Raw genomic sequence first — 22,398 nt, 5'->3', positions numbered from 1 at the left:
CTGATCATGCGTATTAGCCTGTAAACAATGTCCCCGGTTTGAAATGTAAACGATGTCTTCGGTTTGTACCCGGGGCAAGCCCGCTCCCACAGGTACACCACCATCCTCAAGACTGGTGATTTACCTGTGGGAGCGGGCTTGCCCCGCGAAAGGGCGAGTACTGACAGCCTCAGACCAGATTGCCCTTGCGCTCCCCCGCCTTGATCCGCTTGTACACCTCCGCCCGGTGCACCGGCACGTCACGCGGGGCACTGACGCCAAAGCGCACCAGGCCATTGCGAGATTCCACTACCTTGATCTGAATATCGTCACCGATGGTGATGATTTCACCGACTTCACGTCCAATGACCAACATGCTGCGGCGCTCCTGCAACAGGGAAAACCGCAGCGTGCATGGGGATATTTGGCTACTCAACACTTCCCCAGCAATTCAGATTAAGCCTACATCTACAGGTAAATCATCCTACAGATAGGTCCTGCAATCAGCGCGCTTGCGCCTTGCCACGCATCTTTACCGCCATGTCCGCCATCTCGTCGTACAGCCGCTCCGGAGCCTGGCGCTTGAGCTGCCAGGCCTGGCGCCCAGCCTCGTGCGGCAGGATCAGGAACTCACCGGCCGCGACTTGCTGGTGGATGTAGTCGGCAATGTCAGCCGCGCTGATCGGCGAGCCCTCCAGCAACTTGCCAACCTGAACCTTCATCGCCGGGTTGGGGCCGCGGAAGGAATCCAGCAGGTTGGTCTGGAAGAACGATGGGCACACCACATGCACCGCCACTTCCAGCTGGCGCAGCTCCACCAGCAAACTCTCCGACAGTGCCAGCACCCCAGCCTTGGCAACGTTATAGTTGCTCATCCCAGGCCCCTGCATCAGCGCCGCCATCGACGCCACGTTGACGATCCGCCCCTTGCTGCGTTCGAGCAGCGGCAAGAACGCCTTGCAGCCCTTGACCACACCCATCAGGTTGACCGCGATCTGCCAGTCCCAGTCCTCCAGCGACAGCTCGGCGAAGAACCCGCCCGAGGCAACCCCGGCGTTGTTGACGAGGACGTCGATGCCGCCGAACCGCTCTTCACAGGCCTGGGCCAGGGCAGTCAGCTGGCTGTAGTCGCGCACGTCGCAGCGCTGGGTGAAGCCCTCGCCCCCCGCACTGCGCACCTGTTCGAGGGTTTCGCGCAGGCCGGCCTCGTTGACGTCTGCCAACGCCAGGCGCCAGCCTTCGCGCGCCCAACGCAGGGCGATCTCACGGCCGAGGCCGGACCCGGCGCCGGTGATCATGATGCGGTTGTGCATGCTGGCAGGCCTTCTGCTGATGGGTTGTCAGGCCAGTCTAATCAAGGCGTTGGTGGATGGCAGGATCCATCAGGGTAGTGAATGGGTGGGCATGACCGTGCGGTCAGTGGCGAGTGAATGGAATCTTTCGCAAGCGGCACCGGTCGGATTTAGCAAGAGGCCAGCAGTCCGAGGCCCTTGACCCCTAACCACGCAAGGACTCCGTCATGACCACGATCCTCATCATCATCCTGATCCTGCTGTTGATTGGTGGCTTACCGGTCTTCCCGCACTCGCGCAGCTGGGGCTACGGCCCGTCCGGCATCGTCGGCGTGGTGCTGGTGATACTGCTGGTGCTGTTGCTACTCGGGATGATCTGACCCAGGGGCGTGCGCGGCCAGCTGCCGTTCCAGCTGCAGCATGGCATCGCGCAATGCCCCCAGATCCTGCTGTATGTCCCCCTGTGCGAGCGGTTTACGCATACACCGGCGTTCCAATCGCTCGCACAGGTCGACAACCCCACTTGCCCGGGCAATTCGAGCCCCGCCCTTTATTCGGTGGGCCAACATGGCCAGGGCCACAGGGTCTGCCAGCACTTGCTCAAGCTGCTGCAGGTCGTGCAGGTTGCTGGAGCGAAGGTCGGCCAGCAATGAGTGCAACGCGGCCTGGTCATCGGCCACCAAGCGCCGCATATGCTCGATATCGAGCAATGCCGGCTGCACACGCCCCAAGGCGCCGATCAAGGTATCCAGCCCCAAGGGTTTGAACAGGCAATCGTCCATGCCCGCTGCCCGACAGCGCTGGCGCTCCTCCTTCATAGCAGTTGCAGTCAAGCCGATGAGCCGGCAGCGCGGCCTGCCGCGGCGCCGCTCATGTTCGCGAATTGCACGCGCTAATGCGTAACCATTGAGCAGAGGCATGTTGCAGTCACTGATCACCCCATCGAAATGTTCGCCGAGCCACAGACGCAGGGCTTGAGCGCCGTCTTCGGCAACACGTGCCTGATGCCCGAGAAATTCCAGTTGCTGGGCCAACAACAGGCGGTTGGCAGGGTAGTCGTCGACCACCAGCAGGCGCAATGGCATCGCCGTGCGACTTGGATCGACTGCATCTGCCGCCGACACTTCCTGCGCGGTGCTCAACTGCGGCAGGTTAAGGCGCACGTCCACTTCAGTGCCCTGCCCCTGTACGCTTTGCAAACGCAGGCTACCGCCCATCATCTCGCACAGGCTGCGGCTGATGCCCAAGCCTAGACCAGTGCTGCAGCGTGGCGATTGGTGCTGGTTGCTGGCTTGGCGAAACGGCTGGCCCAGCTGCGCCAGTTCGCCAGCAGCGATGCCGACACCGGTATCACATACCTTGAGCTCAACTGCCAGGTAGCCGCCCACCGTGGTCGCCGACAGGCCCACCTGCACGGCGCCCTGCTCGGTGAACTTGATGGCATTGCTCAGCAGGTTGGCCAACACCTGCTTGAAGCGCAGCGGGTCGAGCATGACCTGCGAGTCTACCTCGCCGTGCGTATTCAGGCGCAATGCCAGCCCTTTGCTACGCGCCTGTTGCTCGAACAGTTGCAGTACCCGCACGACCTGCTCGCGCAGGCACACCCGTTGCGGGGTCATGTTCAGATGGCCCGACTCGATGCGGGTGATATCGAGAATGTCCCCTATCAGTTCCAGCAAGCCGCGCGCCGCGTCGTCGGCCACTTCCAACGCCAAGTGATCGAAGACACCCTGCTCGGCCTTGCGCCGTGCCAGTTCGAGCATGCCCTGCACGGCGTGCAGGGGTGTGCGGATCTCATGGCTCATGGTGGTCAGAAACTGCGTCTTGGCCTGGTTCGCCGCGTCCGCTTCATGCTTGGCTCGCCGCAACTGCACCTGCAGGCGCCGCAGATAACGGATCCACAACAAGGCCAGGACCAGCAGCAGCAAGGCGGTGCTGAAGCCCCACAGGATACGGCCACGGTAACGCTGCCACGCCCCATCGGCGACGATCATCGGATTGCGCCAACGGTGCACCAGACGGTCGGTCTCGCGCGGCGACAAGCTGAGCAGGGCCTTGTCGACAATGCCCTGCAGTTCGATCGCCCCACGCGCACTGGCCAAGGCGAAGTGCGCCGGGGGCAGCGGCAGGCTGGCGCTGACTTTGAGCCGCCCTGGGTACCAGCGGGCGATCAGCGGGCGGGCATCATCGAGGGTCAACACGGCAGCGGCCGCCTTGCCACGGGCTACCGCGTGCAAGGCCTCGACGGGGCTGGCCAGTGCCAAGGGTAAAATCTGCGGATAGTGCTGGCTCAAGACCTCATTCATGGCGCTGCCCCAGACCAGCGCCAGCGGTTGCCCGACCATCTGTTCAAGGCCGCTCGGCGCCTGCGGCGTATCGCGCGTGACCAATACCCGCGAAGCACTGAGGTAGGCGCGGCTGAACGCCAGCTGGCTATCCAGGCTCGGGCTGCGTGGCACGCCGGCGATCAACTGCACCTTGCCCAGCCGCAGTTGCTCAAGCATGCCCTGCAGCGTACCGCCTGCCTGCACCTCGAAACGCAACCCGGTACGCCGGCTGATCAACTGCAGCACATCCAGGCTCAGCCCCCGTAATTGGCCTTTATCGTCTCGGTAGCTCAAGGGTAGTAGCTGTTCGTCCACCGCCACCTGCACGCTTGGATTGTCGAGCAGCCAGCGCTGCTCGTCCTCGCTCAGTTGCAGGGTTGTTGGCCGTTGCAGGACTGCACCCAGTGGACTCCAACGCTCGCGGATGCGCTGACGCTGGCGTTCGGAGAGGTTGTCTAGGGCGGCATCGACCAGCCCAGGCAACGGCGTATCACCATTGAGCATGGCAAAACCTATGCCTTGCCAGGGCAGCCCGGCGTGGCCGACTTCCTCGACACCGGTGAACTGGCCACGCCCCAACGCATAGCGCGCCCCCAGGCCATTGCCCAAGTACAGATCGGCCTGGCCAAGCGCAAGTGTGGCCAGGGCATCGAAGGAAGAAAGGTGCGCCTGCACGCGGGCATGCGGGTAGCGCTCGCGGACCTGCTGCACGGTGCGATAACCTTCGACCATCACCAGGTCGAAGCCTTGCGCGTCATCGATCCGCTCGCGGCTACGCGCCTCCCGTGCCAGCAGCAACGGGTGGTCCTCGGCATAGGGCCGTGACAGCCGCAACCCTGCTTCCAGAGCCTGCCGGTGGGTGACCGAGCCGAGCAGGTCGACCTCCCCCGCGCGCAATGCCGCATGCGCTTCGGCAAAGGTCGGGTAAACCTGCACCTGGACCTCAAGGTTCAACTGTTCGGCCAGCAACCCGGCGTAATCGGCCGTGATCCCTTCGTAGGCGCTCCCGGTGCCAAGGATGTCAAAGGGCGGGTTGTCCTGTGCCAACACGCCCAGGCGCAGTGAGCGGCGCTGCCATAACCAGCGGATGCCAGCATCATCGGGCTCATGCCGGGGCCCGTCCAGGCTCGCCCGCGCGTGCAACTGTGGCCGGGCCAACACCGGCAGTGCCAGCACGATACAGAGCAAGGCCAGGAACAAGGCACGCACAGGCACGCAGGACGCGATTCAGATCAGCTGATTGCGGCGGGCGAAGTCCGCCAGGTCAATCAGCGAGTTGAGCCTGAGTTTCTCCAGCAGGCGCGTCTTGTAGGTGCTGATGGTCTTGTTGCTCAGCAGCATGGCCTCGCCAATGGCCTTGTTGCCAAGTCCCCGGGCCAGGTACTGCAGTACCATCAGTTCACGGTCGGTCAGGCTGGCGATGCACTGCGCCTCGGTGGCCCGCAGGTCCTGCTTGTGCACCGAGCTGAGTGCGACTTCAGGGAAATACGTGAAGCCCGACAGCACCGCGCGTACGGCCTTGCCCAGCTCGTCGAGATCATCGGTCTTGGCCACGTAACCGGCGGCACCCGCCTGCAGGCAGCGTAGCGAATAGGCTGCAGCCAACTGGGAAGTCAGTACCACGACCTTGCTGGGCAGGCAGCAGGCTTTGATACGGGCGATCACTTCCAGCCCATCGAGGCCTGGCATGGCGATATCGAGTATCACCAGGTCCGGCTGCATTTCACGCACCAGACGCACGGCGTCGATGCCATTGTCGGCCTGGCCGACCACCTGCACCTGTTGCTGGCGCAGCAGCATGCAGACAGTGGCGCGAATGAAAGGATGGTCATCGACCACCAGTGCCTTGGGCATGAATGCACCTCGCTGGGTCAAAAACGATGCCTACAGCTCGGCATCGAACACTACGGTGACTTCACCGGTGTAGGTGGTACCGGGGAACTTGAGCATGCTCTGCACGTCGTCGCGGCCCACCTGGAAATGCAGCTGGCCGGCGCGGTTGAGAGTGGCCGTGGCCGCGGCGAATTGCAGCGCGGCTTGTCGACCGCTGGGCAGCGGCAGGCGCTGCACCGGTGCGCTGCCCTGTTGAATGCCGGGTGGCAGACTCAGGGCCACCTCCACCGGCGCCTGGTCGCCTGCGGCATTGCGGATGGCGCAGCGGCTGTCGACATAGTGTTCGCAGAGCTTGTAGACCTTGAACGGGCCGGTCGACCACACCCTGAAGGGCAGGTCGCGCTGCAGCTGCTGCGGCGCCTTGCCACCGGCCAGCCACGCCTGCCAGCCGCCGGGCGGCTCCAGCACGGCGCGGTCCGAGCCCGGTGGGAACTCGAACAGAAAGGCGTGCTGCACATCGAGTTCAAAATTCACCGTCAAGTTGTCACCGCTCAACGCGGTGACATCATTGCCGAAGTCGAAATCACCACCCGGGCCGATACTGTAGGTCACGCTGCCGCGCCACAGGCCGCTGGGCATGCGAAAAGGCGGCTCAATGTTTAACGCGACCGCTGCGCTGGTTTCAGTGACAGAGGCGATGGCGACTCGACCATTCGGTGACCGCCGCCCGTCTGCCCAGCAGGTCGAAGACGCCGCCGGTTGAACGACGTTCATCAGGTAGGTCACGCTGGACGGGTTATAACTGACGAACTCCCCTCCCAGCTGGCAGTCACCGTAGGCGTTCATGTTGTACAGCGGATTGTTCTCGACAATACCTGCTGCCCGTACCACTTGGCTGACGGCACTCCAGTCGAGTGACAGACGCCGCGCTTCGCCAGTCACCTCGTGATAGATATCTACGTTGCGCCTTGCTGGCATTGCGAGGTAGAACAGATCGCGAGGATCGGCAGCCCCCTTGGTGGTTTTCTTGTCGTAGGTGATCGGCAATTCCACTGTGGTCTCCGATCTGCAGCGATTGACCCATTGGCGGCAAAGCCCACCGGGCGGTGTCGTGTTTTCGAAACGCCCTGTACCTCCACCCAGGTATTGCGCAGTGATGCTGACATCCAGCGCCGCGGCCATTGGCGAAACCAGCAAGGTGGCGAACAAACCGGCACACCTGGACCATGCCTGAATACTGCTCCAGGCATTCATTGGGCCATCACCTTGGCAGTCTGCCGGTTGCCTTCAACCAATTCGAACTGATGCACCTGGCCTGCAACGCCGGCGAACTGCTTGCTTCGACCGGGCAACAGGTGGTGCTTGGTGGCGGGCTCGCAGCGATCACCGGGCGCACGGCACTGGCGAAACTGGTCGAGCACCACGGTGGCATTGCCTTCGTTGCTCACGGTCAATTGGCCGCGCACGCGCTGCATGGCGGTTTGGTAGTGCAGTTGCGCCGGCCTCACGAACAGCAGCGAGCCATACCCGGCCAGTAAATTGACCCCGGCCTTGAGGCTGTCGCGATACTGTTCCGCCTCCCCTTCACTCACGGCGAAGCCATCGCCCATTTCGGGCAATACTGGTACGAAGCGCAGGCGAAAGTACCGTTCCTTATCCCGCGAGCCTCGGTACAACACACGCACCGACTGCATGCCCTGCGCCGGCACGATCAGGCGCGCCGGGCTGGCGACCAGCCCGCGCTGCTCCAAAGGCAAGCCCTCGGTGTCGATTTCATGCGCCTGTCCCTGGTCGTCGTAGACCAGCTCGGCCACGCTGATTTTCACGAAGGCCGTGCTGTCGCCGCCATTGCGTACCCGTTTGAGCAGCGTGCTTTTGTCACCGTCCAGATAATCGTATAGACCACCAATGTTCAGTTCCGGAGCGGCAAATGCGGGCAGCGCCAGGCACAACAGCGCGACGATCGATAGAGAGGGCATTTTCATGCAACCAGGCTCCCTGTAAGAGAAGAGTTAAGGGTATGGCAACGTGCCATCGGTGAGCCACAGCTAAAGCTGTAGGCAATTTCCGAAACCGCCACTAGAAACGCGCTGCCACTTCAGGCCCGCAGCGTTGATCACCGGCCAGCAGCACATCACCTTCGCGCTGCAGGGCACGGGGATCGAGGCGCAGCAGGCAAAGCGACTGGCCGCGCTGGCGGATTTCCAGGGTTGGGGTGGTTTCGCTCATTTCCACGGCAAAGAAACCGTCCGCTTCGCTGACACTGCGGCTGGCGTGGTTGACTACCTGGGCGCCGCGCAACGGCTGGCCCTTGCCATCGACCAGGCGGCCCAGCACGGTGACTGTGCGCAGCACCTGCACCTGGCGATACTCGATACCTCCGCGGTTGAGGTGGTAGTCCACGCTCGACGGCTGAATCACGGCGGCCGTGGCCTCGCGCCCTTCGAAATCGAACTGCACATGTCCGGCCTTGTAGGCGGTTACCGGGATGACATTGCGACCGGGGTGCAACGCCACGCCCAAGGCATCGTCAGCGCGCAGCTTGAGGTTGTCGATGTCGGTGTCCACATCGACGATAAGCGCGGCTTGGTGGGGCAAGTACTGGCCACTGACAGCGGCCTTGCCGCCGCCAATCGCCAGCAGGCTTTCCAGGTTCAGGCCACCGCTGAAATCGCCGTTGTAAGAGGATTGCTGCAGATACGCATCACCCCGCAACGCTTGGCTTTCGAACTGTGTGTCGGCGCCCAGCCCGGCGCCGTAGCGGTCGGCGCTTAGCGTCGCACCGACACTGCGCAGGGGGCCGAAATCGACATCCTGTTGATAGCCCAGCGAGGTATTGAGGTCGCGACCGCCGTCGCGCGAAGTGCGACTGCCGACACTCGCCGACAGCCTGCGCCCGCCACTGCCCAGGCTCATGCTGAGGCTGAGGTTGATGCCACGGCTGCGCGCGTCACCGGTGCTGCTGTTGCCCGGGCGGTCGAACAGCGACAAGCGCCAGTTGGCGTCCGACCCCATCAGCCGGCCATAGTAGGACCAGCCCAGGTCGATACCGGTGCCCGCATTGCTGCCCACGCTGTGGGACAGGCGCACGCTGGCGGTATTACGCGAATCGAGACGGTGATTGAGCGACAACGACGATTGGGTTTGCCGCGCCTGCCACGGGCGATGCTCGGCCCGCACATCGTCGTCACGGTCTTGCCAATCAGGGCGGGTCAAGAAAGTGCGGCGGTGGCTGGCCACCAACGATCCACCGTCGTAGGCGTGAATCAACTGCAGGTCGTAGCCATTGCCTTGGCCCTTGGCCTGAAACAGGTTGCCATACAACTTGAAGCGATCATGCACATCCCAGTCCAGCGAGGTGCCGAACTGCAGGGCGTCGTCGATACGCTGGGCCGAAACGCCGACAATCGCCCGCGGGTGCAGCAGGTAATTGGCCAGCACGCCAGCGGCCAGGCTGCCATCGTTGTCATCCTGCCAGTTGCTCAATTCGCTGCTCTGGCGGCCCAGGTAGACGTTGTAGCGCCAAGGTGCATCGAGGCTGCGCCAGTTGCCCGGCTTGTAGACGAACGCCTGGCTGCGCTCACTGACCTGCCCATCCTCGACCAGGCGCACTTCCACTTCATAGATGCCGGCGGGCAGCACCTTGGTGTCGAGGGTTTGCAAGCCTGGCTGCACGGGCTGGCTGTTGATCAGCACGCCGTTGCGATAGATTTCGGCCACACCCGGGCGGTTGGGCGTGACATGAATAGGGGTGGCGCTGGGCGCCGCATTGTCGATCAGCAGGCTGTCGCTGCTGCCGAACATGAAACCGAGGGTAGTGTCAGGGCTTGCGCCCATCAGCCGAGGCTGGCGCGTCAGGTTCTGCGCGCTGGGGGTGAAGTAGCCCAGGCGATAGAAGCGGGCTTCGTGCAGCCGTTCGGCGTACAACTGGTCTACCCGGTAGCGGGTACCTTCGCGGCTGTCGCTGCCACGGTCGAGCTGGCCGTCGGCCAGGGCCGTCCACAAGCCGAAACTGCCCTGCCCTTGCAGCGCATAGCGACCACTGCTGGTGCGGCCATCGTTGACCAGGTTGAGCTGATTACGCAGCAGCAGCCCCTGACTGCCGTGCTCAGGCAGGGCATGAAAGCGCTGTACGACCCCTGCCACTTCGGCCTGGTCAGTCAGCAATGACAGTTGCGAGTTGGCCAGGCTGTAATGCACCGCGCGCAGGCCGTCGGGACAATCTGCCTGGCAGTCGCCCAGTGCCCGCCCATCGCTCAAGCGCTCACGCCAAAGCCTTCGCACACGCTCAGGCTCGTGGCTGTCGGCGGTGTCGGTGTATTCCAGCAGCTGAACCCGCTGTTCGCGGCTCAGCACCACCATCGCATCGCCCAGGTAGCGCCCGTCCAGGTCGACCCGCACGGCCAGCGGCACGTCATAGAAATGCGCTTCGAATTCACGCGGCAAGCCTTGGGCCGGGCCCAGCAAGTTGGCTTGCCCTTGGCAGATTGCAGGCCATAGCGCCAGGAGCGCGAGCAGCGGCAAACCACGGCGCCGGGTAGCCGTTGAGGAATGATGGGTCATGGGGAATCGCTTCAAGCAACACCTGCCCCACCCCTGTCATGTGCGACAGCGGCCCGGGCAGGCGACTACAGTAATGGGAACGGAGCAATCAGGGCGTTGCGGTCTCGAAGATCATGCTGACCAGGCCTTGATAGTTACCGGGCTCATAGCCTCCCGGTGGCGCGGCCTGGGCGCTGACATTGAAGCCGATGACTGCACCTGGCGCGGCTTGCGCAGCACTGACGACCTCCGCCGGGGTGGTGTCCAGCGTGGTATCACCGACCTTCACGTCCAGGCCGATGTTGTGCGTGCCGCTGGCCATCACCGCGGGTGACACCAGGTAGGCACTGATCGGGCCGATGGTGCTTTTGACCTGCAGCTGCTTGGTGATGGGGTCGAGCTTGCCTTGAAACGAGTTCCAGGCCATTTCCTGCGGGTCGTTCATCCAGTTGCCACCCACCGGCTCGACGTAGAAGGCATCGGTCGGGACCTGGGCGATGATTTGCACCTGCTTCTCGATCGGGTCTACTGCGTGGGCGCTAGCGACGCAGAACAGGGCCAGGGGAAGGGCGAATAACGTACGTTTCACGAATAATCTCTCTCTGAAAATGACCGGAAACCTGCCAGCGCATGCCCGGCGGGTGAGGAGAATTATTCGGGAAGTGTGCGACGGGATAATCAGGAAGCGTCCGAGCGCGCCTCGGAAATTTCCGAGCGAAGGCAAAGTGACACTGCACAATGCACAACGCCCCGACTGGCGGGGCGTTGTGATACAGCACTCAAGGCTTAGTGGGAAACAGCGCCACTGGCCCCCAAGCCGGTCTGCGAACGGACGAACTGCGGGTAGAACAGCGCGCGTTCATCGTCAGCGGCCTTGGACTTGTCGGTGACCGAGAAGAACCAGATACCGACGAAGGCAATCAGCATCGAGAACAGTGCCGGGTACTCGTAAGGGTAAATGGCCTTTTCGTGGCCGAGGATCTGCACCCAAATGGTTGGGCCAAGGATCATCAGGCCTACTGCACTCACCAGGCCCAGCCAGCCGCCGATCATGGCGCCGCGGGTGGTCAGTTTCTTCCAGTACATCGAGAGCAGCAGTACCGGGAAGTTGCAGCTGGCTGCAATGGAGAACGCCAGGCCGACCATGAAGGCGATGTTCTGTTTCTCGAACAGAATCCCCAGGCCGATCGCCAACACGCCCAGGGCGACGGTGGTGATCTTCGACACGCGGATCTCGTCCTTGTCGTTGGCCTTGCCCTTGCGCCAGACGCTGGCGTACAGGTCATGCGACACCGCCGAGGCACCGGCCAGGGTCAAGCCGGCGACCACCGCCAGGATAGTGGCGAAGGCCACTGCCGAGATGAAGCCGAGGAAGATGCTGCCACCCACGGCATCGGCCAGGTGCACCGCCGCCATGTTGTTGCCGCCCAGCAGGGCGCCGGCGGCGTCCTTGAAATCGGGGTTGGTGCTGACCAGCAGGATCGCGCCAAAGCCGATGATGAAGGTCAGAATGTAGAAGTAGCCGATGAAACCAGTAGCGTAGAGCACGCTCTTGCGTGCTTCCTTGGCGTCACTGACGGTGAAGAAGCGCATCAGGATATGCGGCAGGCCGGCGGTACCGAACATCAGCGCCAAGCCGAGCGAGAACGCCGAGATCGGGTCCTTGACCAGGCCGCCCGGGCTCATGATCGCCTCGCCCTTGCTGTGCACCTTGATCGCTTCGGAGAACAGGGTGTTGAAGTCGAAGCCCACATGCTTCATCACCATCAGCGCCATGAAGCTGGCACCGGACAGCAGCAGCACCGCCTTGATGATCTGTACCCAGGTGGTGGCCAGCATGCCGCCGAACAGCACGTACAGGCACATCAGGATACCCACCAGGATCACCGCGACGTGGTAGTCCAGGCCGAACAGGAGCTCGATCAGCTTGCCGGCACCGACCATCTGCGCGATCAGGTAGAACGCCACCACCACCAGCGAACCCGAAGCCGACAGGGTGCGAATTTCCTTCTGCCCGAGGCGGTACGAGGCGACGTCGGCGAAGGTGTACTTGCCCAGGTTGCGCAGGCGTTCGGCGATCAGGAAGAGGATGATCGGCCAGCCGACCAAAAAGCCGATCGAGTAGATCAGGCCGTCGTAGCCAGAGGTGAACACCAGCGCGGAAATACCCAGGAAGGACGCGGCCGACATGTAGTCGCCGGCAATCGCCAGGCCATTCTGGAAACCGGTGATCTTGCCACCGGCCGCGTAGTAGTCGGCCGCTGATTTGTTGCGTTTGGAGGCCCAGTAGGTGATGCCGAGGGTGAAGGCGACAAAGGCCACGAACATGGCGATCGCGGCAATGTTGAGCGGCTGTTTCTGCACCTCACCGGTCAGGGCATCGGCTGCCCACACGGCGGGTGCGAACGCGCCGCAGGCCAGTACGGCCAGGGCTTTGGCGTGGTGAATCATTGTTGCGCCTCCTTGAGGATGGCCTTGTTCAGCTCATCGAATTCGCCGTTGGCGCGGCGTACGTAGATGGCGGTCAGGACGAATGCCGACAGGATCAGGCCGACGCCCAGGGGGATGCCCCAGGTAATCGACGACTCGGGGCTGAGCTTGGCGCCCAGCAACTGAGGACCGTAGGCGATCAGGAGGATGAAAGCGCTGTAGAGGCCGAGCATGATCGCCGAGAGTACCCAGGCGAACCGTTCGCGTTTGGTGACCAGCTCCTTGAAGCGGGGGCTGTTTTGTATCGAGAGGTAAATGCTGTCGTTCATTGTTTTTGTCCTAGCAGCACAGTGAGGGGATGGAACCCACACCGTTACTTTATGCTGCCGTTGGATGCCAACCAGACGACCTTAGTCTTAGATGCAATAGTGTTTTACCGGTTGCGTAACAAAGTGATGGCCAATGTGGCCTTTCGCGGGGCAAGCCCGCTCCCACAGGTTCACCGCTGATTCGAACATTGCGGTGAATCTGTGGGAGCGGGCTTGCCCCGCGAAAAGGGCACACTGGCCCGTCAGTTACTTACCGGTCCACTCCGCGACCCGGTCCGGATGTTTGCTCACCCAGTCCTTGGCCGCCGCCTCAGGCTTGGCACCATTCTGGATCGCCAGCATCACTTCACCGATCTCATCCTTGGACTGCCACTGGAACTTCTTGAGGAACTCGGCCACTTCCGGGGCTTTCTGGTCCAGCTCTTTGCTGCCGATGTTGTTGACCGTTTCAGCGGCGCCATACACGCCTTTCGGGTCGTCGAGGAACTTGAGTTTCCACTTGGCGAACATCCAGTGCGGCACCCAACCGGTAACGGCGATCGGCTCCTGCTTGGCGTAGGCCTTGCCGAGCTCGGTGGTCATGCCGGCGCCGGAACTTGCAGTCAGCTTGTAGCCGGTCAGGTCGTAATCCTTGATCGCCTGCTCGGTCTTGATCATGACCCCGGAGCCTGCATCGATGCCGATGATCTTCTGCTTGTAGCCTTTATCGGTCTTGAGGTCTTCGATGCTCTGGGTCTTGACGTACTCCGGCACGATCAAGCCAATCTTGGCGTCCTTGAAGTTGGGGCCATAGTCGACCACCTTGTCCTTGTTCTTGGCCCAGTACTCGCCGTGGGTAACCGGCAGCCAGGCCGAGAGGATCGCATCGAGCTTGCCGGTCGCCACGCCCTGCCACATGATCCCTGCGGCCACGGCCTGCAGCTTCACGTCGTAGCCGAGCTTCTGCTTGATCACTTCGGCGGCAACGTTGGTGGTCGCCACACTGTCGGACCATCCATCCACATAACCGATGCTTACTTCTTTGGCCATTGCCTGCGCAGCGCCCATGGCCAATACCAGGGCGGTGCCCACACCCAGGAAACGTCGCATTCTTGTAGAAGTCGCCATCAATGCATCCCCTCGTCAGGTCTCGGAGATTGCATCATGTTCCTGCAATTCAGAGCGACCTGCTCCAGCTGCGACCTATACCCCACCCCATTGCGACAGCACTGTGCCATTAGCGTCATAGGCCTACAGGGTTCTGCGCGATCCTTGCATGCCAAATGATTGGCGCCGGGCTACTATCTAATGCTTTGTGCTGACGATGGACCGCCCGATGCCCACCCCTGCTCGCCTGTTGCTGCCGTTGTACCTGCTCGCCTGCCTGCTTGCCTTGCTCGGCCTCGGCACGCTCTGGTACGGGCTCGGCAAGCCGATCGTGCTGCCGGATGCGGCCAGTCCCACGCACAAGTTGCAGTGTGCCTCCTACACCCCCTTCGACAAGGACCAGTCGCCGTTCGATCAGCCGTTTCGCCTGCGCCCGGCGCGCATGGACGCCGACCTGGCGCTGCTGGCCGAGCGTTTTCAGTGCATCCGCACCTATTCGATGACCGGTCTGGAGGCAATCCCGGCTTTGGCGCGCAAACATGGGCTGAAGGTGATGCTCGGCGCCTGGGTCAATGCCAACCCGGTCGATACCGACAACGAAGTGGAACTGCTGATCGCCGCCGCCAATGCCAACCCGGACGTGGTCAGCGCGGTGATCGTCGGCAACGAGGCATTGCTGCGCAAGGAGGTTACCGGCGATCGCCTGGCCGGGTTGATCAGCAAGGTAAAGCGCCAGGTCAAGGTGCCGGTCACTTACGCCGATGTCTGGGAGTTTTGGCTGCAACACCCGCAGGTGGCGCCAGCGGTGGATTTTCTCACCATCCACTTGCTGCCCTATTGGGAAGATGACCCGCGCGGCATCGCCGATGCCTTGGCGCATGTCGCCGACGTGCGTCAGGTGTTCGGCACGCGCTTTGCGCCCAAGGACATCTTCATCGGCGAGACTGGCTGGCCCAGCGAAGGCCGCCAGCGCGAGACCGCGGTGCCCAGTAGAGCCAACGAGGCGCGCTTCATCCGCGGATTCGTTGCCATGGCCGAGACCAACGGCTGGCACTACAACCTGATCGAAGCCTTCGACCAGCCGTGGAAGCGTGCCAGCGAAGGCGCGGTGGGCGGTTACTGGGGGCTGTACGATGCCGACCGGCAGGACAAAGGCGTGCTCGAAGGGCCGGTGAGCAACCTGCACTACTGGCCGCAGTGGTTGCTGGCCAGCGCTGTGCTGATGGCCGTGATGCTGGTGTTCGCCGGGCACCCTGCAACTCTGGCGGGCGCCGTGCTGTTGCCGCTGCTGGCCGCGTTTGGCGCAGGTTGCCTGGGGCTGTGGGGCGAATTGATGCGCAGCCACGCGCGGTTTGCCGGGGAATGGCTGTGGGCAGTGCTGCTGGCCGGGCTGAACCTGCTGGTGCTGGCCCATGCCGTACTGGCGCTGGCGCGCCGCGCTGGCTGGCGTGAGCGGCTGTTTGCCTGGTTCGAGACGCGTGCGGGATGGCTGTTGCTGGCGGCCGGCTTTGCGTCGGCGGTGAGCATGCTGGCGATGGTGTTCGATCCGCGTTATCGCAGCTTTCCTACGCCGGCGTTGGCGTTACCGGCGATGATTTACCTGCTGCGGCCGGTGGCGGCCAGGCGGGCCGAGGTGGCGTTGCTGGCGTTTATCGTCGGGGCTGGGGTGCTGCCGCAGTTGTACCGTGAGGGGTTGGAGAATCAGCAGGCCTGGGGGTGGGCGGCGGTTAGTGTCCTGATGACGGGGGCGTTGTGGCGGAGTTTGCGTATGCGTAAGGCTTAACGCTTGCCGCGCCCTTTTCGCGGCTGAAGCCGCTCCCACTGGATCTCCACTGCCCATGAGAGCTGCAGCAATTCCAGTGGGAGCGGCTTAACCGCGAATGGGCTGGAGATGCGGTTGCCTGACCAACCGCAACCCCGCCAGCACCACCGCGAACACCGCAATGCTCGCGGTATATAGCACCAATGCCGGCACCCCGAACACCAAGGCCAGCACCGCCAGCCACCAGCCGGCACGGCCCGCAACGAACTGCGCCAGCAGCGCAAACCCAAACCCGGCCCAAGCCATCACCTGAAAGTGAATGCCCAATCCAAATAGCGCGCGCACCTGGCATTGCCAGTACTCACCCGGCGCCGTGCACAGGCCGACCCACTGCGCATCCTCCATCAACCCGTAACGCACGCCATAACTGGCAGCCAGCCAAAGCGCGAGAAACAGCAGCAGCAAAGCGGCCGGCAACGAACGAGACATCCAGTTCTCCAATAGCGGTAATCGAAAACGTCCATGATCACCCAACGCCCGTTGTAAGGCAAAATCACAGTCCTGCAGCTATGTTGCAGATAACAAGCACACCAAAGGCCACAGCACCTGGCAACTTTGCCAAGGCACTCGTGGTCCTAGCCTGCGTAGCGCAGTACCTTGCTCGCGTTCTTTCTGGGGGATTACATGCATCGATCTTGGCGCCTAGCCGCCCTACTTGGCGGCCTGCTCATGGCTGCGGCCGCTTCGGCGCGGGACATCGACCCCGCGACCTACGGCTTCCCCCTGACCAATCCGTTCGAGGCGACCATCGCCACCACGCCGCCCGACCAGCGCCCGACGCTGCCCAGCGACGACGAAATCGACCAGAGCGATTACAGCCTCAACCTGCGCCCGGAACGTGAGTTCACCCTACCCGACAACTTCTGGGCGGTAAAAAAGCTCAAGTACCGGTTGGCCCGCCAAGATCACGAGGCCCCCCTGATCTTCATCATCGCCGGCACTGGCGCGCCGTATTCAAGCACCATCAACGAATACCTGAAAAAGCTGTTCTACCAGGCCGGTTTCCATGTGGTGCAACTGTCCTCGCCCACCAGCTATGACTTCATGAGTGCCGCCTCGCGGTTCGCCACGCCGGGTGTCAGCAAGGAAGACGCCGAAGACATGTACCGCGTGATGCAGGCCGTGCGTGCCCAACACCCACGCCTGCCGATCAGCGAGTTCTACCTCACCGGCTACAGCCTCGGTGCATTGGATGCAGCATTCGTCAGCCACCTGGACGAAACCCGCCGCAGCTTCAACTTCAAGCGCGTGCTGCTGCTCAACCCGCCGGTCAACCTGTACACCTCGATCAACAACCTCGACAAGCTGGTGCAGACCCAGGTCAAGGGCATCGACCGCAGCACCACCTTCTATGAACTGATGCTGGAAAAGCTCACCCGTTACTTCCAGGACAAGGGCTACATCGACCTCAACGACGCCCTGCTGTACGACTTCCAGCAGTCCCGCCAGCACCTGTCCAACGAGCAGATGGCCATGTTGATCGGCACCTCGTTCCGCTTCTCGGCGGCCGACATCGCCTTCACCTCCGACCTGATCAACCGCCGCGGCCTGATCATTCCGCCGAAGTTCCCGATCACCGAAAGCAGCAGCCTGACGCCGTTCTTCAAACGTGCGCTGCAGTGTGACTTCGACTGCTACATGACCGAGCAGGTGATCCCGATGTGGCGCGCCCGCACCGACGGCAACAGCATCCTGCAACTGGTCAACCAGGTCAGCCTGTACGCGCTGGAGGACTACCTGCGCGACAGCCCGAAAATCGCCGTGATGCACAACGCCGACGACGTCATCCTCGGCCCAGGCGACATCGGCTTCCTGCGCAAGGTGTTTGGCGATCGGCTGACCCTTTACCCCCATGGCGGCCATTGCGGCAACCTCAATTACCGCGTCAACAGCGACGCCATGCTGGAGTTCTTCCGTGGCTAATCAATTGCTCCTCGCCACCGCGCTGCTCGTCGTCGCCGGCAATGCTCTGGCTGCGGAAACCGCACCACGGACCAGCGTCATCGAAGCCGACCCGCAGGTCACCGCCCAGCCTCTGCCCCCCGAGGCCGACGGCTTCATCGACCCGCTGCGCGAACTGAAATTCAACCCAGGCCTGGACCAGCGCGAGTTCGAGCGCTCCACCCTGGCCGCCTTGAACATCTACGACCCGCTGGAGTCGCTGAACCGGCGCATCTACCACTTCAACTACCGCCTGGACCAATGGGTGCTGCTGCCGCTGGTGGATGGTTACCAATACGTCACGCCACGTTTCATGCGCACCGGGGTGAGCAACTTCTTCAACAACCTGGGCGATGTGCCGAACCTGTTCAACAGCGTGCTGCAGCTAAAGGCCAAGCGCTCGGCGGAAATCACCGCGCGGCTGATGTTCAACACCATCATCGGCGTGGGCGGGTTGTGGGACCCGGCGACCAAGATGGGCCTGCCGCGCCAGAGCGAGGACTTTGGCCAGACCCTGGGTTTCTACGGTGTGCCTGAAGGGCCATACATCATGCTGCCGGTGCTGGGCCCGTCGAACCTGCGCGACACTACCGGGGTGGTGGTGGACTATGCCGGCGAGCAGGCGATCAACTACCTCAACGTGGCCGAGGCCAGTACCGACCATCCGGAAATCTTCCTGCTGCGCGCGGTGGACAAGCGCTACACCACCAAATTCCGCTATGGCCAGCTCAACTCGCCGTTCGAGTACGAGAAGGTGCGGTATGTGTACACCCAGGCGCGCAAGCTGCAGATAGCCGAGTAAAGGTCGCTCAAATGCCCAGAAACTGCTTCAGCTCCCGGCGCTTGGCCAAGGCATCACGCCTGCCCAGCTCGATCAGCTCGCTGCAGTAGCTGGCTTCGAACAGCAGATAGCTCAAGACCCCCGCCCCGCTGGTCCGGGTCGCCCCCGGGCCGCGCAGGAACACACGCAAAGCCGCCGGTAACTCACGCCGGTGGCGCGCGGCAATCTCGTCCAGCGGCTGGCTGGGCGCCACCACCAGTACCTCGATCGGCGCCAGGCCCAGGCGTCGTGCGTCCAGGTGGGCGGGCAGCAGGTGGCTGAGGTGGTTGAGGCGTTGCAGCAGCTCGATGTCGTCTTCCAGGCTGTCGATGAAGGTGCTGTTGAGCATGTGCCCGCCGATCTGCGCCAGGCTCGGCTGCTGGCCACTGAATACGCGCTGGGTGGGCAGTGGCGGCGCCGGCCGCTGCGGGTTGCCGCTGACCCCGACCACCAGCACGCGGCTGGCCCCCAGGTGCAGGGCCGGGCTGATCGGCGCCGACTGGCGTAACGCACCGTCGCCGTAGTACTCGTCACCCAACCGGACCGGGGCGAACAGCAGCGGGATCGCCGCACTGGCCAGCAGGTGGTCGACGGTCAAAGGGGTGGGCACGCCGATGCGCCGATGGCGCAGCCAGGTGTCGATGCCGCCGCGCCCTTGGTAGAAGGTAACGGCCTGGCCGGATTCGTAACCGAAGGCGGTCACCGCCACCGCGCGCAGTTGCTCGCTGGCCAGCGCGTGGGCGATGCCGTCAAGGTCCAGGTGAGACTGCAGCAAGGCCCGCAGCGGGCTGCTGTCGAGCAGCGCAACTGGCGCCTGGCCGCCCAGGCCGAGCAAGCTGTGACCGACGAAGCGGCTGGCCTGGCGGATCACCCCGGGCCAGTCGCTGCGCAACACCAAGTGGCTGCGAAGGTTTTGCCAGAAGGCGGTGAGGCGCTGCACGGATTCGCCGAAGCGAGTGGCGCCGCTGGCCAGGGTTACAGCGTTGATGGCCCCGGCCGAAGTGCCGACGATCACCGGGAACGGGTTGGCCGCGCCGGGCGGCAGCAGCTCGGCGATGCCGGCCAGAACACCGACCTGATAGGCGGCGCGGGCACCGCCGCCAGAGAGGATCAGGCCAGTGGTTGGATTCATCGATTCCTTCTTGGATTCACTTTGTCAGCACTGGCCCTTTCGCGGGGCAAGCCCGCTCCCACAGGTATTCCAACATCCTCAGGCACAGTGGAGATCCTGTGGGAGCGGGCTTGCCCCGCGAAAGGACCAGCACTGACACCACAAGGCTCAGCGCTTTTTCTTGTCATATAGCCGCGGCTCACCCTCGGGCCGCGACTTGAAGCGCCGGTGCGCCCACAGGTACTGCTCAGGGCATTCGCGCAACACGCCTTCGATCCACTGGTTGATACGCAGGCAATCGGCCTCTTCGCTCTCACCGGGGAAGTCCTCAAGCGGCGGGTGGATCACCAGACGATAGCCGCTGCCATCCTCCAGGCGCTTCTGGGTGAACGGGATCACCTGCGCCTTGCCCAGGCGGGCGAACTTGGTGGTGGCGGTGACCGTCGCGGCCGGGATGCCGAACAACGGCACGAACAGGCTTTGCTTGGCGCCATAGTCCTGGTCCGGGGCGTACCAGATCGCCCGGCCCGAGCGCAGTAGCTTGAGCATGCCGCGTACGTCTTCACGCTCCACCGCCAGCGAGTCGAGGTTGTGCCGCTCGCGGCCGTTGCGCTGGATGAAGTCGAACAACGGGTTGCCGTGCTCGCGGTACATGCCATCGATGGTGTGGACCTGGCCCAGCAACGCCGCACCGATTTCCAGTGTGGTGAAGTGCACGGCCATGAGGATCGCGCCCTGCCCCGCCTGCTGCGCGGCCTGAAGGTGCTCGATGCCCTCGATGTGCGCCAGGCGTGCCAGCCTGGCCTTCGGCCACCACCAGCTCATGGCCATTTCGAAGAAGGCAATGCCGGTGGACGCAAAGTTCGCCTTCAACAACCGACGCCGTTCGTCGACAGACAGTTCCGGGAAGCACAGTTCCAGGTTGCGCGCGGCAATGCGCCGACGCTCACCGGCCAGCCGGTACATCAGTGCGCCCAGGGCGCCGCCGAGCCACAGCAAGGCGCGATAGGGCAGCTGCACCACCAGCCACAGCAGGCCCAGGCCAAGCCACAGGCCCCAGAACCTGGGGTGAAGGAAATAGGGACGAAAACGCGGGCGTTCCATTGAAGCTTCCGGAATGTCAAAGGCCGAGCATTCTACATCGGATCGGTGCCGGTTGCGGCCAACCGGTGTTATCGCTATAAGTCAGGGCACTTTTTCCCTAGCAAGTCGTCTATGCAGACCATGAGCCCAAACCACACACCCGACACAGCCTCCGTGTTCCAGCTCAAGGGCAGCATGCTTGCCATCACTGTGCTGGAACTGGGGCGCAACGACCTTGAAGCCCTCGACCGCCAATTGGCGGCGAAAGTGGCTCAAGCCCCGAATTTCTTCAGCAACACACCGCTGGTGCTGGCGCTGGACAAGCTGCCGGCCGGCGAAGGAGCGATCGACCTGCCCGGGCTGATGCGTATCTGCCGCCACCATGGCCTGCGCACCCTGGCGATACGTGCCAACCGCATCGAGGACATCGCTGCGGCGATTGCCATAGACCTGCCGGTGCTGCCGCCGTCCGGTGCGCGTGAGCGGCCACTGGAGCCTGAGCCGGAGGTGAAACCCGAGCCGGCGCCAGCGCCCGAACCGGCCCTTGTGCAAGAGCAGCGTCCAACCCGCATCATCACCTCGCCGGTACGCGGCGGCCAGCAGATCTACGCCCAGGGTGGCGACCTGGTAGTCACCGCCTCGGTCAGCCCGGGTGCGGAACTTCTCGCCGATGGCAACATCCATGTGTACGGCGCCATGCGCGGCCGCGCCCTGGCCGGCATCAAAGGCAATACCAAGGCCCGTATCTTCTGCCAGCAGATGACCGCCGAAATGGTCTCCATCGCTGGCCAGTACCGGGTCTGCGAGGACCTGCGCCGCGACCCGCTGTGGGGCGCGGGCGTGCAAGTCAGCCTGTCCGGTGACGTGTTGAACATCACCCGTCTTTAACGGATACTTGCCGTCATTTTCAGAGCAACTTTTTTCCCAGTTGCCGTTTTTTGCATTTTGCTGGGACACCTGTCCCGACTTATTTAGGGGTGAAACACCTTGGCCAAGATTCTCGTCGTTACTTCCGGCAAGGGGGGTGTGGGCAAGACCACCACCAGCGCCGCCATCGGCACCGGCCTCGCGCTGCGCGGCCACAAGACCGTCATCGTCGACTTCGACGTCGGCCTGCGTAACCTCGACCTGATCATGGGCTGCGAACGCCGCGTGGTGTATGACTTCGTCAACGTGGTCAACGAAGAAGCCAACCTGCAGCAGGCCCTGATCAAGGACAAGCGCCTCGAAAACCTGTACGTACTGGCCGCCAGCCAGACCCGCGACAAAGATGCGCTGACCCTGGAAGGCGTCGAAAAGGTCCTGATGGAACTGAAAGAACAGTTCGAATACGTCATCTGTGACTCGCCAGCCGGTATCGAGAAAGGCGCACACCTGGCGATGTATTTCGCCGACGAAGCCATCGTCGTGACCAACCCAGAAGTGTCTTCGGTGCGTGACTCGGACCGCATGCTGGGCATCCTGTCGAGCAAATCGCGTCGCTCCGAGAACAACGAAGAGCCGATCAAGGAACACCTGCTGATCACCCGCTACAACCCAGAGCGCGTGGTCAACGGCGAGATGCTCAGCATCGACGACGTCACCGACATTCTGGCCATCAAACTCAAGGGTGTGATCCCAGAGTCCCAGGCCGTACTCAAAGCGTCCAACCAAGGTATCCCGGTCATCCTCGATGACCAGAGCGATGCTGGCCAGGCGTACAGCGACACCGTCGACCGCCTGCTGGGGAAAGACAAGCCCCTGCGTTTCGTTGAAGTGCCGAAGCAAGGATTCTTCGCGCGCCTGTTTGGAGGCAAGTAAACC

Annotated in this window: 20 protein-coding genes; 6 read left to right on the top strand and 14 right to left on the bottom strand. The window is 63.0% G+C overall.

Going from position 1 to position 22,398, the window contains the following annotated elements:
- Positions 1-169 precede the first annotated feature (169 nt).
- Both csrA and ACZ6YA_RS23655 read right to left on the bottom strand, forming a co-directional pair.
- Entirely contained in the window at positions 170-355 is a 186-nt protein-coding gene (csrA, locus tag ACZ6YA_RS23660) for a carbon storage regulator CsrA (RefSeq protein ID WP_465899931.1), read from the bottom strand.
- Between the two features lie 127 nt (positions 356-482).
- Positions 483-1,292, bottom strand: coding sequence for an SDR family oxidoreductase (locus ACZ6YA_RS23655; RefSeq protein ID WP_465899929.1), 810 nt, complete (start codon positions 1,290-1,292; stop codon positions 483-485).
- Positions 1,293-1,498: 206 nt separating this feature from the next.
- Here ACZ6YA_RS23655 and ACZ6YA_RS23650 point away from each other — a divergent pair, with 206 nt between their 5' ends.
- Positions 1,499-1,651, top strand: coding sequence for a DUF3309 family protein (locus ACZ6YA_RS23650; RefSeq protein WP_012271016.1), 153 nt, complete (start codon positions 1,499-1,501; stop codon positions 1,649-1,651).
- Here the strand turns inward: ACZ6YA_RS23650 and ACZ6YA_RS23645 are convergent.
- The 9 genes from ACZ6YA_RS23645 to ACZ6YA_RS23605 form a co-directional block, all read right to left on the bottom strand.
- Complete coding sequence (locus ACZ6YA_RS23645; RefSeq protein ID WP_465899927.1) at positions 1,634-4,813, bottom strand: transporter substrate-binding domain-containing protein; 3,180 nt, start codon at positions 4,811-4,813, stop codon at positions 1,634-1,636. The genes ACZ6YA_RS23650 and ACZ6YA_RS23645 overlap by 18 nt on opposite strands.
- A gap of 12 nt (positions 4,814-4,825) precedes the next feature.
- Positions 4,826-5,452, bottom strand: coding sequence for a response regulator (locus ACZ6YA_RS23640; protein WP_465899925.1), 627 nt, complete (start codon positions 5,450-5,452; stop codon positions 4,826-4,828).
- A gap of 30 nt (positions 5,453-5,482) precedes the next feature.
- Complete coding sequence (locus tag ACZ6YA_RS23635; RefSeq protein ID WP_465899923.1) at positions 5,483-6,685, bottom strand: hypothetical protein; 1,203 nt, start codon at positions 6,683-6,685, stop codon at positions 5,483-5,485.
- Complete coding sequence (locus ACZ6YA_RS23630) at positions 6,682-7,416, bottom strand: fimbrial biogenesis chaperone (RefSeq protein ID WP_465899922.1); 735 nt, start codon at positions 7,414-7,416, stop codon at positions 6,682-6,684. The genes ACZ6YA_RS23635 and ACZ6YA_RS23630 overlap by 4 nt, the downstream gene beginning before the upstream one ends.
- Positions 7,417-7,510: 94 nt before the next feature.
- Positions 7,511-9,994 (bottom strand): TcfC E-set like domain-containing protein, encoded by a 2,484-nt coding sequence (locus ACZ6YA_RS23625; RefSeq protein ID WP_465899920.1) that lies wholly within the window; start codon positions 9,992-9,994, stop codon positions 7,511-7,513.
- An 88-nt stretch (positions 9,995-10,082) separates the two neighbouring features.
- The gene (locus ACZ6YA_RS23620; protein ID WP_465899919.1) at positions 10,083-10,562 is read right to left on the bottom strand and encodes a CS1 type fimbrial major subunit; all 480 of its coding nucleotides are present in this window, start codon (positions 10,560-10,562) and stop codon (positions 10,083-10,085) included.
- A 197-nt stretch (positions 10,563-10,759) separates the two neighbouring features.
- Positions 10,760-12,424, bottom strand: a complete 1,665-nt coding sequence (locus ACZ6YA_RS23615) for a cation acetate symporter (protein ID WP_465899917.1) — start codon at positions 12,422-12,424, stop codon at positions 10,760-10,762.
- Entirely contained in the window at positions 12,421-12,732 is a 312-nt protein-coding gene (locus tag ACZ6YA_RS23610; RefSeq protein ID WP_400802438.1) for a DUF485 domain-containing protein, read from the bottom strand. Before ACZ6YA_RS23610 ends, ACZ6YA_RS23615 begins: the two co-directional genes overlap by 4 nt.
- A 246-nt stretch (positions 12,733-12,978) precedes the next feature.
- Positions 12,979-13,839 carry a glycine betaine ABC transporter substrate-binding protein gene (locus ACZ6YA_RS23605; protein ID WP_465899915.1) on the bottom strand — a complete coding sequence of 287 codons (861 nt, stop codon included), beginning with the start codon at positions 13,837-13,839 and terminating at the stop codon, positions 12,979-12,981.
- 196 nt (positions 13,840-14,035) lie between these two features.
- On the opposite strand from ACZ6YA_RS23605, the gene ACZ6YA_RS23600 reads away from it, so the two are divergent.
- A complete protein-coding gene (locus ACZ6YA_RS23600) occupies positions 14,036-15,601 on the top strand; it encodes a glycoside hydrolase family 17 protein (RefSeq protein ID WP_465899913.1) in 1,566 nt (521 codons plus the stop codon).
- A gap of 87 nt (positions 15,602-15,688) precedes the next feature.
- Here ACZ6YA_RS23600 and ACZ6YA_RS23595 read toward each other — a convergent pair whose 3' ends face one another.
- Positions 15,689-16,069 carry a hypothetical protein gene (locus ACZ6YA_RS23595; protein WP_465899911.1) on the bottom strand — a complete coding sequence of 127 codons (381 nt, stop codon included), beginning with the start codon at positions 16,067-16,069 and terminating at the stop codon, positions 15,689-15,691.
- 195 nt (positions 16,070-16,264) lie between these two features.
- On the opposite strand from ACZ6YA_RS23595, the gene ACZ6YA_RS23590 reads away from it, so the two are divergent.
- Positions 16,265-17,563, top strand: a complete 1,299-nt coding sequence (locus ACZ6YA_RS23590; RefSeq protein WP_465899909.1) for a serine/threonine protein kinase — start codon at positions 16,265-16,267, stop codon at positions 17,561-17,563.
- The gene (locus ACZ6YA_RS23585; RefSeq protein ID WP_465899908.1) at positions 17,556-18,383 is read left to right on the top strand and encodes an MlaA family lipoprotein; all 828 of its coding nucleotides are present in this window, start codon (positions 17,556-17,558) and stop codon (positions 18,381-18,383) included. Before ACZ6YA_RS23590 ends, ACZ6YA_RS23585 begins: the two co-directional genes overlap by 8 nt.
- 7 nt (positions 18,384-18,390) lie before the next feature.
- Here the strand turns inward: ACZ6YA_RS23585 and ACZ6YA_RS23580 are convergent, their stop codons facing one another.
- Together ACZ6YA_RS23580 and ACZ6YA_RS23575 are read right to left on the bottom strand one after the other, a co-directional pair.
- A complete protein-coding gene (locus ACZ6YA_RS23580) occupies positions 18,391-19,533 on the bottom strand; it encodes a patatin-like phospholipase family protein (protein WP_465899906.1) in 1,143 nt (380 codons plus the stop codon).
- 147 nt (positions 19,534-19,680) lie between these two features.
- A complete protein-coding gene (locus tag ACZ6YA_RS23575) occupies positions 19,681-20,616 on the bottom strand; it encodes a lipid A biosynthesis lauroyl acyltransferase (protein WP_465899904.1) in 936 nt (311 codons plus the stop codon).
- 111 nt (positions 20,617-20,727) lie between these two features.
- Here ACZ6YA_RS23575 and minC point away from each other — a divergent pair, with 111 nt between their 5' ends.
- On the top strand, positions 20,728-21,483 hold the full coding sequence (gene minC, locus ACZ6YA_RS23570; RefSeq protein ID WP_465899902.1) for a septum site-determining protein MinC: 756 nt from the start codon (positions 20,728-20,730) through the stop codon (positions 21,481-21,483).
- A 99-nt stretch (positions 21,484-21,582) separates the two neighbouring features.
- Positions 21,583-22,395 (top strand): septum site-determining protein MinD, encoded by an 813-nt coding sequence (gene minD / locus ACZ6YA_RS23565; protein WP_465899900.1) that lies wholly within the window; start codon positions 21,583-21,585, stop codon positions 22,393-22,395.
- Positions 22,396-22,398 lie beyond the last annotated feature (3 nt).

Source organism: Pseudomonas sp. NPDC090752 (assembly GCF_055584805.1).
This window is presented reverse-complemented; position numbering and strand designations above follow the sequence as displayed.